This window comes from Eudoraea sp. (genome assembly GCF_049665975.1).
GTDB lineage: Bacteria > Bacteroidota > Bacteroidia > Flavobacteriales > Flavobacteriaceae > Eudoraea.
Genome location: NZ_JBATGR010000144.1, coordinates 1 through 11,626 on the forward strand (window position 1 = coordinate 1; position 11,626 = coordinate 11,626).

At 36.4% G+C, this 11,626-nt stretch carries 10 protein-coding genes; 5 read left to right on the forward strand and 5 right to left on the reverse strand.

Features of this window, described 5'->3' with window-relative positions; all coding sequences use genetic code 11:
- Positions 1–730, reverse strand: a 730-nt coding sequence (locus tag WBN20_RS05485) for a LytR/AlgR family response regulator transcription factor (RefSeq protein WP_424280999.1), incomplete at its 3' end; no start/stop codon positions are given.
- Positions 727–2,697 carry a histidine kinase gene (locus tag WBN20_RS05490; protein WP_424281000.1) on the reverse strand — a complete coding sequence of 657 codons (1,971 nt, stop codon included), beginning with the start codon at positions 2,695–2,697 and terminating at the stop codon, positions 727–729. The genes WBN20_RS05490 and WBN20_RS05485, both read right to left, overlap by 4 nt.
- A 204-nt stretch (positions 2,698–2,901) precedes the next feature.
- Here WBN20_RS05490 and WBN20_RS05495 point away from each other — a divergent pair, with 204 nt between their 5' ends.
- Positions 2,902–4,077, forward strand: a complete 1,176-nt coding sequence (locus WBN20_RS05495; protein ID WP_424281001.1) for a vWA domain-containing protein — start codon at positions 2,902–2,904, stop codon at positions 4,075–4,077.
- Between the two features lie 58 nt (positions 4,078–4,135).
- On the opposite strand, the gene WBN20_RS05500 is transcribed toward WBN20_RS05495, so the two are convergent.
- Entirely contained in the window at positions 4,136–5,131 is a 996-nt protein-coding gene (locus WBN20_RS05500; protein WP_424271944.1) for a PorP/SprF family type IX secretion system membrane protein, read from the reverse strand.
- A 121-nt stretch (positions 5,132–5,252) separates the two neighbouring features.
- Between WBN20_RS05500 and WBN20_RS05505 the strand changes: the two genes are divergently transcribed.
- The 4 genes from WBN20_RS05505 to WBN20_RS05520 all read left to right on the forward strand — a co-directional run bounded on the left by WBN20_RS05505 (position 5,253) and on the right by WBN20_RS05520 (position 9,506).
- Entirely contained in the window at positions 5,253–6,155 is a 903-nt protein-coding gene (locus tag WBN20_RS05505) for a NifU family protein (RefSeq protein WP_424281005.1), read from the forward strand.
- A gap of 68 nt (positions 6,156–6,223) precedes the next feature.
- The gene (locus WBN20_RS05510) at positions 6,224–6,424 is read left to right on the forward strand and encodes a dodecin family protein (protein ID WP_424271943.1); all 201 of its coding nucleotides are present in this window, start codon (positions 6,224–6,226) and stop codon (positions 6,422–6,424) included.
- A gap of 144 nt (positions 6,425–6,568) precedes the next feature.
- Positions 6,569–8,602, forward strand: coding sequence for a thioredoxin domain-containing protein (locus WBN20_RS05515; protein WP_424281002.1), 2,034 nt, complete (start codon positions 6,569–6,571; stop codon positions 8,600–8,602).
- A gap of 82 nt (positions 8,603–8,684) precedes the next feature.
- Complete coding sequence (locus WBN20_RS05520; RefSeq protein WP_424281003.1) at positions 8,685–9,506, forward strand: mechanosensitive ion channel family protein; 822 nt, start codon at positions 8,685–8,687, stop codon at positions 9,504–9,506.
- Positions 9,507–9,531: 25 nt separating this feature from the next.
- Here WBN20_RS05520 and tsaB read toward each other — a convergent pair whose 3' ends face one another.
- The gene (gene tsaB, locus WBN20_RS05525) at positions 9,532–10,203 is read right to left on the reverse strand and encodes a tRNA (adenosine(37)-N6)-threonylcarbamoyltransferase complex dimerization subunit type 1 TsaB (RefSeq protein ID WP_424281004.1); all 672 of its coding nucleotides are present in this window, start codon (positions 10,201–10,203) and stop codon (positions 9,532–9,534) included.
- A 75-nt stretch (positions 10,204–10,278) separates the two neighbouring features.
- Entirely contained in the window at positions 10,279–11,619 is a 1,341-nt protein-coding gene (locus WBN20_RS05530) for a TolC family protein (RefSeq protein WP_424281006.1), read from the reverse strand.
- Between the last annotated feature and the right edge of the window lie 7 nt (positions 11,620–11,626).

Sequence of the window (11,626 nt, forward strand, 5' to 3'; positions counted from 1 at the left end):
ATTCAAAATACGATAATAATTGTTTCTTTTTGGAAGCAGAAACCAATAATTCTTTTCCGTTGGATACGATTACACTCCCCCCTTTACCTTTTCTATATTTTATCACTTCATTTACGTTTACAAGATACGATTTATGGATGCGGGCGAAAGGATAATCGGCAAGAGCCTCTTCAAAGTACTTCAAAGTCTTGCTTACCAGTAATTTTTTGTTTTGGAGGTAAATTTCGGTATAATTGTCATCAGCCTTACAATAGAGGATATCTGATATATTTAATACCAAAAATCCATCTTGTTGCGGCAGTGTTATTTTCCCTTCAGCCTTATTCAGTTTTGATTTTAGAATCCGATCCTCCAATGCATTTTCCTTTTCTTTTATCTCAGCCACATAGGAAACCGATTTAATAAGCTCATCAATATTTATAGGCTTCATTAAATAATAAGCTGCATGATTGTTTAAAGCTTCAAGCGCATAGGTATTATAGGCCGTTACAAAGACAGTTTCGAAAGATCTTTCCGGCAATTGATCCAAAAGATCAAAGGCATTTCCAAACGGCATTTCCACATCGAGAAACACAAGATCAGGATTCGAGTGGCTCAGTAATTCAATTCCCTCCTTAACACCGGCAGCTTCACCAAGAACATTTACGTTTTTGCAATATTTGGCCAGGTAATTGCGTAGAATTTCCCTGCTGCTGCTTTCATCCTCAATAATAACCGCCTTTAGCATCATACCACCTTCCTTAAAGTTAAGATTACCCGGGTGCCTGTAGTATCTTCGTTCATGTCCTGCACGGATACCGTCACCTTATCTTTATACATGGTATTGAGAATAGCGATTCGTTTTTTAATATTGCCCATGCCCTTTGAACTTTGGTTTTTCTGATTGCTTGTTTTTAACTCCCGAGACCTTTTTCTTCCTATCCCATTGTCCGTAATACGAATTTGAATTACATCTGTTTCTACCTGCGTTATTTCAATATCTAAGAATCCCTTTTCTTCCTTGTATCTAAGTCCATGCCAAATGGCATTTTCTATATAAGGCTGAAGCAACATTGGGGGAATTTGAAAAGCCTCAGTATCAATTTGTTCATCCAAATTTATAGTATAATCAAACTTCTCCGGAAAACGCGAATGTTCCAATTTTACATAAAGTTCTAATAACTCCAGTTCTCTTGACAGTGAAATAAAATCTTCTTCAGAATTCTCTAAAACCGCTCTCATTAATGTGGCGAACTCGCTTAAATATCGGTTAGCACTACGCTCGTCATTTTTAGCAATGTAATTATTTACAGAATTCAGGGCGTTAAAAATGAAGTGAGGATTCATTTGGGAACGTAATGACTTTAGTGCCAATAAATTATTAGCCAATTGCTGTTGCCTGTTACTCCTGTAAAAAAAGTAGGCCGCCAGGGCAGTAAGCAACATCCCAAATACAAGAGAATAAATTATCCATTTTTGTCTTTTATTACTTTCCAGCGCCAGTTGTTGCTCCGTTACGGCCAAATCGTATTTACTCTTTGTAAGTTCTCTTTCTTTTTCCAGGCCGGTAATTCTACCCTGACTTGCCGCAATTTCTCTGTTAAATCTGGAAGCCTGTGATATCTCCTGTTCTTTTCGAAGATAAAGTGTATCCACAATAGAAACATAGCTCTGATAGGTTTCAAATGCTTTTGAATAATTGCCTTTATCCCTGTATATCTCTGAAAGTTTTCGGGTGGCATCTTTTTGTACAATCAGGTCATCTTCAATATTTGCTTCTTTTATACTCTCTTCCAAATAGGGTATAGCTTCATCGTATTTATCCTGCGCAGCATAGGCATTGGCAATTTTGTAATTAATACTTTGTGCAGTAATTGAATCTGCTTCAATAGGGGCTCCGGTTGATTTTGCAGCAGCCCTGGGTAGTGACTGTAATTCATTCAGGCTCTTCTTCCTTAACTTAATTTCATCGTCATACTGATTTTTCTTATTGTAGAAATCTGCAACTTTTTCCTTTTCCTGAATAGCTCGTGCCGGTGCCTGCTGACTTGAAAGTACTAGTGAATTTCCATAATAACTTTCTGCTTCTTCCAGCCTGTTATCCTGGGCATAAGCATCCGCAATTTTAGAATTTAAATCGGGCATTTTTGGGCTAACCTGATTTTTATTAGCCACTTTTAAACCTTCTTCATAATAGGCTATAGCCTTATTAGTTTCACCAAACCCTTTGTAAACATCACCTAATAATTCATACAATTCAATTCTTTGATAGGGCACCAATCCTTTTATGTCCTCTAGAGGATGTAATACTGCTGCAGCATTTTTGTAATCCCTTGTTTGTATGTAGGTCTTCCCCAATAACAAGGTGGTCCTGGATGTTTTATTTGCTTCCTGAGCGTCTTTAAAATTTGAAATAGCCAGATCGTATTGCTTATGATAATGATATACCTCACCCAAATTTGTAAGTGCCAAAGCAAGTTCCTGCTTAGTAGCATTTTGTCCTAGACTTCCAATTGCCTGTGCTATAAAATCTATGCTTTTCGCAATATCAGTCTTCTTATAAAAATTAGCTGAATCTAAATTAACCCTATATGTTGTTTCTCTGGCACCCGGTTCCTGTTCAGAATCCTGAGTCTTCTTTTGAGACTGAGAAAAACCTGAAAAAAGGATCAGGGAAAAAACCATAAAAAGGCACCTTTTCTTTAGCATGATTTGCATTTATAGGGATAAACTTACTCGATTTATACGGTATTAAAAAATACCCTTATTTCAAATCCTGGTGTGTTTATCCCTGAATAACAGGCTTTACGCAATCATTGTACCATTTCCCTCAATCAGGGGTTCATTTCGCTCATTCCTCATTTTTTGTGAAAAAGTTCGGAACTACATTTAGCTAATATTTATAACTAAAAAAATAACATTATGAAAAATTTAAAACACACTATTGGTCTTATAATATTAAGTCTGACTCTTGGAACCCTATTCGGATATACCCCAATAAGTAAGCAGGAAATAAATAACTACGAGACAGAAAAATTTTTGAACGACAAAAAAGATAAGAACAACAATACCGTAAAAATTGCACTCCTGCTGGATACAAGTAATAGCATGGACGGATTAATTAATCAGGCCAAAGCTCAGCTCTGGGATATAGTGAATCAGTTCTCTTATGCAAAATGCGGGAATGGACACAGGCCTAATCTACAAATTGCACTATACCAATATGGAAATGACGGACTTTCTTCAAAGGAAGGCTATATTCAACAAGTTATCGGATTCAGCAGCGATTTGGATGAGATTTCCGAAAAACTTTTTTCATTAAGCACAAATGGCGGGGAAGAATACTGTGGTGAAGTTATTCAAACTTCATTACGTCAATTAGATTGGGGCAAAAATCCTGATAATTTAAAAATGATATTTATTGCAGGAAATGAGCCTTTTACCCAGGGGAAACTTAATTACAGGGATGCTGTGACTAATGCAACAGAAAAAGATATCATTGTAAATACTATTTTTTGCGGTAACTATCAGCAAGGCGTTAACACAGAATGGAAAAAGGGCGCAACTCTGACCGGGGGAGAGTATATGGCGATAGATCATAATAAACAGATTGTTCATATAGATACTCCATATGATGATATCATCATTAAACTAAACTCAAAATTGAACAGCACCTATATATCTTATGGTGCTATGGGAAGCGCAAAACTGGAATTACAGGCCAGGCAAGATAACAACGCCATGGAATTGGAAGAGGCTGTAGCTGTAAAACGTGCAGTTAGCAAAAGTTCAGGGATGTATAAGAATTCGTCATGGGATTTGATAGATGCAGCCGAAGATGATGAATTTGATGTCTCGGCAATAAAAAAAGAGGAATTACCCGGTGCGTTAAGAGATAAGTCGAAGGCAGAACTTACTGCATTCATAGGTGAGAAAAAGGCCGAAAGAACAAGGATACAAAAGGAAATACAGCAACTAAATGCCAAACGGGAGATCTATGTTAGCAAACATGCCCAACAGGAAAAGGGAGAGCTCGAAAATGCGATGTTAAATGCCATAAAAAGACAGGCTGCGGGGAAAAAGTTTAAATGGGAATAAGCGAAAATTGTATTATTTCTTAGAGCGGGTTTGGCAGAATACCTTGTTAAGCCCGTTTTTAATTTGCCCCGGGACAGAAACAGTCATATCTGTTTTCCCTAACAGGACCAAAATCATATCCCAGCGTAATCTGGTGAAACCCTCCGTTATCTAAACGAATATCTCCGGATTGGTATGAATAGTTATAGGAGAACATAAATCTGTTAACATTAATTCCTACGATTGGTGTAAAAAGCTGAAGTCTCTGTTCTCCAAAAGTACCATCAACCTGGAATTGGGCGCCATCAAAACTCCTTCTATAAGAGAGACCCCCCCAAAGGGTACCCCAACTCATTTCTCTATACACTTTGGCATTAAGGTCTACAGTTTTCTCTTCAGTAAATTCTGTCAATTGAAAAAGAATAGAAGGTTCAAACTTCCATAAGTTTTTGCCAAATACATATCCAGCATTAATCAAATACCTTCTTAAATTATCAAATTCAATAGCTGTATAAAGGTCTCGTCCGGTACCCAAGAGGTTTAAGGCTGCGACATTAAAATAAAATTCCATATAGTTATAGGACATCCCTAAATCCATATTAAAATACCCAACGCTATTTTTTCCTCCTGTAATAATAGGATCCGGGATAACGGACCTGAATTCTGATTCATCAAGACTACTTTGGATAAAACCTGCACTCAACCCGAATGACAACTGATTTAATATCCTGATTTCCGGGCCTAATTGCAAGTGATGAGCGTAAGTAAGCTTGGCTCCTGTTTGCGAGTGATAGCCATTAGCGTCATTAAAAATAATTATCCCTACTCCACTCGAACTTTCCGGAATCCTGTAATTAGCACTAAGTGTCTGTAAACTTGGTGCCTCATCTACACTAAACCATTGTTTTCTGGCTGTAAGTCTTATTTTACCACCATCGCTAATACCTGCCATAGAGGGAAATACCAAATAGTAATTGTCTGCTAAATAATCAAAATACACAGGAACACCCTCCTGAGCGGTCAAAGAGCTTGAAAAAGCCACATATGTAAACAAAATTAACAGGAGTTTTTTCATCTAAGAATAGGGCGTATTTATTGATGTTTCGGTCAAATATAAAGTATAACGGATGAAATACAACATTATTATATATGTGGGGAAAGGGAAAATGGTTGTATTTTTGCAGAAAGCAAATACGATGAAGGAATACGTTATTACAGTAGTAGAAACAAACAACCCGGCGATTTTAAAATTTGAGGCAAATCATTTTCTAACGGATGGGAGTAATTTCGAATTCAGGAATATAGATGATGCCAAAAATTCTCCACTAGCTCAGCAACTATTTTATCTTCCATTTATAAAAACAGTATATATATCTGGGAATTTTATAGCCCTGGAGCGCTTTGATATAGTAGATTGGCCATCGGTTAAGGACGAGGTGGCGCAGCAGTTGGTTGAATATTTAAATGCCGGAGAACCTATTGTTAATGAAGAGGCTGATGCTAAGAAAGTAGCTGTTACAATATATGCCGAAATTACCCCAAACCCTGCTGTAATGAAATTTGTAGGAAATAGGAAAATAGTTCCTGCAATGTTTGAATTTAAAAATCTTGATGAAGCAAAAGGTTCTGATCTGGCTAAAAAGTTATTTCACCTTCCTTATGTTAAAGAGGTTTTTATGGATGAAAACTATGTTTCCATCACGAAATATGAGGTCGCTACTTGGGATGAGATTACCATGGAACTCCGTGAATTAATCCGGAATTTTATTGCCGATGGAAATGAAGTAGTCTCCAGTGAAGAAATTACTGTTAAATCTTCAGCTACATCTAATCCAAATACAGGGAATGAAACATTAGATGATACATCTCAGGAGATCATCAACATTCTGGAAGAATATGTAAAACCAGCTGTTGCCAGTGACGGTGGAAATATACTTTTTCAATCCTATGAGAAAGAGAGTAAAACAGTAAATGTTATACTCCAGGGGGCCTGTAGTGGTTGTCCTTCTTCTACCTATACTTTAAAAAATGGTATAGAAACAATGCTGAAAAATATGATGGGAGATAAGGTATCTGAAGTGGTAGCGTTAAACGGATAATTTAGCACTAAAATATTGTCCCTTCCCTTTTTATTTATTACCTTAACGTAACACTAAAAAGAAGTATTATGTCAGTTTTAAAAGTTATTGAAATACTAGCAAATTCGAATGAGAGTTGGGAAGATGCTACAAAAAAAGCGGTTGCTCATGCATCAAAATCCGTCAATAATATACGTTCTGTATATGTTAATGAACAAAGTGCGACAGTTAAAGATGGTAAAATAGATGACTATCGTGTTAATGTTAAAATCACTTTTGAAGTTAAGTAAACGTTCTGGAAAAGAATAAAAGCGCCTTCTAGGCGCTTTTTTTATGCTCTTTAATTAGTAGTAACTTTGTATATGTCTAAGTTTAACTACACATTACTTTTAGTATTCGTTACCTTAAATGGCTGCTCTCAAAAAAAAGAAACCATGTCATACAAACATACCAATGCCCTGATAAACGAAAGTAGCCCATATCTGCTTCAACATGCTCATAACCCTGTAAACTGGGAACCCTGGAGTACAACTGCCCTGGAGAAAGCTAAAAATGAAAATAAATTGGTACTTATAAGTATAGGCTATGCCGCATGTCATTGGTGTCATGTCATGGAAAAAGAATGCTTTGAAGATGAAGAAGTGGCAAATCTGATGAATGAAAATTTTATCAATATAAAAATAGACAGAGAAGAGCGCCCGGATATAGATCATCTTTATATGGATGCAGTTCAAATGATGACGGGAAGAGGCGGATGGCCATTAAATGTAGTTACCTTACCAGACGGGCGTCCATTTTGGGGTGCGACTTATGTGAAGAAAGATGACTGGATGAAGGTTTTAAAAGAACTTACCAGACTTTACCAGGAAGAGCCCGATAAAATAAACGGATATGCCAAAGACCTTGCTGAAGGGATTAAGGCAATTAATCTTGTTGAAGTTGACTCCAATTCTCAGATTTTAACTGAGGACCAATTAGATGATTCGGTTAAAAAATGGTCTCGCTATTTTGATCATAATTATGGGGGGTATAACCGGGCTCCCAAATTTATGATGCCCGGCAATTTAGATTTTTTATTGCATTATGCTATTACCAGAAAAGATGAGGCCCTTCTGGAGTATGTGAATTTAACACTTACGAAAATGGCTTATGGAGGAATTTTCGATCATTTAGCAGGTGGTTTTTCAAGATACTCCGTGGATGGCAAATGGCATGTCCCCCATTTTGAAAAAATGTTATATGACAATGGTCAATTAATAAGTTTATATTCCAAGGCATACGCCGTTACGAAAAACCCGCTTTATAAGAAGGTCGTTGAAGAAAATATTGCATTTGTTACTACGGAGCTTATGGATAGTACAAATGGATTCTATGCTTCCCTGGATGCCGATAGCCTGAACGAAACAGGCGAATTAGAAGAAGGTGCATATTACGTATGGCAGAAAGCAGAACTACAAACTCTCCTTGCTGATAAATATGAACTTTTTAAGGACTATTACAATATTAACGACTTTGGCCTTTGGGAGCATGGCAACTACGTTTTAATAAGGGATGAATCAGACGAGGCAATAGCTAAAAAACACAAACTTTCTGTTTCTGAAGTCAATGAAGTTATTTCAGAGTGTAAACAAATATTAAATACGCTCCGGGAAAATAGAAATCGCCCCAGATTAGATGATAAAATACTTTGTTCCTGGAATGGATTAATGCTGAAGGGATTAACAGATGCCTACAGATTTATCAAAAATGATAATTATCTGAATCTGGCTTTAAATAATGCCTCATTTATCAGGGAAACTTTTGTAAAGAAAGATGGTAGCCTTTACCACAATCATAAAAACGGAAAAAGCACTATAAATGGTTATCTGGAAGACTATGCTTCGGTGATAGATGCGTTTATTGGACTTTATGAAATAACTTTTGAAGAAAGTTGGCTTAATGAGGCCAAAAAATTGACGGATTATTGTATTGCTAATTTTACCGATGAAAGTAGCGGATTGTTTTACTTCACTCCCAAACAAGATTCATTTATTATTAGAAGAACAATAGAAATGGCGGATAATGTGATACCATCATCAAATTCCATTATGGCCAAAAACCTATTTAAATTATCCAGGTTTTTTCCCGATGAAAATTATGAAAACATTGCACAGCAAATGGTTAAGAATCTGCAGCAGAGTTTTGAGAAAGATACGGCCAGTTATGCAAATTGGCTTCACCTGGTCTTGTATTTTCAAAAACCTTTTTATGAAATAAGTATAGTTGGGGAAGACTATATGAAAACAGCGAGTGCCATGCAGCAATCCTATTTACCCAACGCCGTATTTGCAGGTGCTAAAGAAGAGAGCGAGTTATCACTAATTCAAAACAGATATGTAGCGAATAGTACGCTAATTTACCTCTGTGAACATGGTTCCTGCAAGTTACCAACTGAAGATATGGAACAAGTTTTAAATCAGCTTAAATAGAATTACTGTTTTCTCAATATTTTTTTTTACCGCATTTCATTGTATCAGAAATGTTTTAATTTTGTTTTTTAAAAAAGAATCTATGAAAGACTTATCTAATTATGACCAACATATAGAGAACGCCATAAACTGGTTCTGGGACGTTTTTCCCGATATGATCACAGCTATTATTATTTTAATAGTTGGTTTATGGTTTATAAAATTTATTAACCGTTTAACACGAAAATTTTTTGACCGTAAAGATTATGACGTTGCTCTGGAGTCTTTTCTTATGCAATTGATTAACGTAGGTTTAAAGGTCCTCCTTTTTGTTGCTGTCGTAACACAATTAGGTGTAGAATCTACATCCTTGCTAGCTGTTTTGGGATCTGCCGGACTTGCCATTGGCCTCGCACTTCAGGGTTCTTTGGCCAACTTTGCAGGTGGAATTTTAATATTATTTTTCAAACCCTTTAAAATAGGAGATTTTATTTCCGCCCAGGGCGTAGATGGCACCGTAAAGGAAATCACCATTTTCACTACCAAACTAAATACATTTGGTAATCAGGTGGCTATTATTCCAAACGGACAACTCTCTAACAATAACATCATAAATTACAATGCGGAAGAAACCAGAAGGGATAAAATAGATATAGGAATAGGTTATGGTTCAAATATAAAAGAAGCTAAAGATATTCTGTTACAAATCTGCAAGGAACAAACAACCATACTAAAAGATCCCGAACCTCAGGTTTTTGTGGGCGAATTGGGAGATAGCTCTGTAAATCTTACTTTGCGTTTTTGGGCTAATAATGAGGACTTCTGGGCAGTTCATTTTTTTGTAATAGAAGAGCTTAAAAGCAGGTTTGACAAGGCAAATATTGAAATCCCATTTCCTCAAAGAGTGGTGCATACTCCAAAATAAAATGGGTATACATTTTTGCAGGGCTTTATTTCTTGCTTTGTTGAATTACAAAATCCTTTAGGTAATCCGGTTCAAAATAAGCGGTGTTTTCAAAGTTTTTTCCATTGTACGCGTTATGGGATAATTGAGTCATTTCATTGGCCGAGGGCACTATGGAATCATCAAAAATAAAATGTGGGTGTTTTAATATTTCGCTGCACTTAACTGCTCCGCTTCCAATAATATATACCTTTCCCTGTTCAACAAATTGAGCAAATGAATTTGAATTAATCTCCTCTACCCTGGTTTCCCTTATCTGCTCATAATCTGAATTAAACACCGCGGAATATACCTCCATACGCCTGGCATCCAGCACAGGAATTATAACACCATCCTTTATTTTAAGTTGAGATGCTATGCTTTCCAAAGTAGAGATCCCAATAAGAGGGAGGTCTAAGGCAAAACAAAGCCCTTTAGCAGCAGAAACACCTATCCGCAATCCTGTATAAGAACCCGGGCCTTTACTAACGGCTATCGCATCGAGATCATCAATAGAGATGGAAGCTGCATCCAGAGTTTCCCTTATAAAAAAGTGTAAATCTTCAGAATGCGAGTAGGAATTACTATCCTGTTCCCTTAATGCAATGGTGCGTCCATCTTTACCAATACTTACAGAACAATTGGTAGTTGCAGTTTCAATGTTTAGAATTAATGCCATAATTTTTGAGCAAATATAAAAAGACCTGTTGGGTATTTGCATCACAACAGGTCCAAACAAAATTAAATACTGTCTCTAGTCAATAACAATAGGAAGTCCGAAGTAAAATTCCAGAACTTTTATTCTAAATACATAATTATATTTAGTTCGTATTACTTCAGCCTCTGCATTATCTAACCTGGCTTGTGATTGGCTATAATCAAATGAGTTCATAATCCCTACATCAAATCTTTCTTTGGAGTAATCCAATGCCAATAATCTTGCTTCCCTTGTCTTTAAGGCGGCGTCATATTCCTGAGAGCTATTAATTACATCTACATAGGCCTGATTAATATTTGTTTCCAAATCCAATTTATTCTGCTCCAGGTCTAGTTGTGCCTTTTTTACATTTATTTGAGAACGTTTAATGTTATTCCGAGTACTAAAACCGTTAAAAACAGGAATGCTAATTTGTGCTCCAAAGGCGATACCATCATTAATCCATAGCTGATCTTTAAAAGGGATTACCTGCCCTGTTATTGGATCAAAAAATTGATCAGAATACCGTGTATTATAATTAATAAATGCGCTAAGAGTTGGATATGCTGCTCCTTTTGCAAAGGATAAATCTTTTTCAGCCAGGTCCACACTGGTTTCAAAAAATTTAGTTTCATACCAATAGCTTAAAGCTTTATCAAATATTACCTTGGGAGAATTCTTTAATATGTCTGCAGGAGGAACTTCAAATTCCGCATCAGAAACATCAAAGTTTTCATAGTCTGTAATTTGAAGTAACTGGGCTAAATTAATACGTGATATAAGGACATCGTTCTCCGCATTTATGATTTGCTGCTCACGGGTTGCTGCTGTTGCTTCTATTTCCAATAAATCTCCTTTTGGAACTACCCCGGACTCTACTAATTCTCTGGTTCTATTCAAATCCTGTTCTGTTACAGCATATAAGGCTTTGGCAACTTTGGCAGTCTCTTTATTTGATAAGATATTTAAATAACTTATAGCTACATTTAGGCGTATGTCATTTACAAGGTCATCCAGACGGTATTGATTGGCCACTGCATTAAGTTTCGCCCTGTTTAGCCTGTGTACATTCCTGAGGCCATCAAATAAAAGAACGGATGAAGTTACGCTCCCGGAGGATGTTATTTGTTTAGTGTTTACAGGTTGACTATTAGTTGGGTCAAAAGACAAACCCGTATTACTTTGGACATTTAAGGTACCATTTAAATTAGGAAGAAAACTACCGATTGCGTCAGATTTGTCAATTGTAGCATTCTCCAGATCCAATTCGAATTGTTGAATGGAAAGGTTATTTTCCACGGCATAGGTAACGCATTCTTCAAGGGTCCATATTTTTTTCTGAGCAAAGGCTATTCCAGTCATGCAAAGTAATAGCACTACAGTTATTTTATATTTCATCTGTCGT

Coding starts and splice junctions, on each gene's coding strand:
- WBN20_RS05490 (WP_424281000.1), bottom strand. CDS start 2,697: ATGCAAATCATGCTAAAGAAAAGGTGCCTTTTTATGGTTTTTTCCCTG.
- WBN20_RS05495 (WP_424281001.1), top strand. CDS start 2,902: ATGAAAAATTTAAAACACACTATTGGTCTTATAATATTAAGTCTGACT.
- WBN20_RS05500 (WP_424271944.1), bottom strand. CDS start 5,131: ATGAAAAAACTCCTGTTAATTTTGTTTACATATGTGGCTTTTTCAAGC.
- WBN20_RS05505 (WP_424281005.1), top strand. CDS start 5,253: ATGAAGGAATACGTTATTACAGTAGTAGAAACAAACAACCCGGCGATT.
- WBN20_RS05510 (WP_424271943.1), top strand. CDS start 6,224: ATGTCAGTTTTAAAAGTTATTGAAATACTAGCAAATTCGAATGAGAGT.
- WBN20_RS05515 (WP_424281002.1), top strand. CDS start 6,569: ATGTCATACAAACATACCAATGCCCTGATAAACGAAAGTAGCCCATAT.
- WBN20_RS05520 (WP_424281003.1), top strand. CDS start 8,685: ATGAAAGACTTATCTAATTATGACCAACATATAGAGAACGCCATAAAC.
- tsaB (WP_424281004.1), bottom strand. CDS start 10,203: ATGGCATTAATTCTAAACATTGAAACTGCAACTACCAATTGTTCTGTA.
- WBN20_RS05530 (WP_424281006.1), bottom strand. CDS start 11,619: ATGAAATATAAAATAACTGTAGTGCTATTACTTTGCATGACTGGAATA.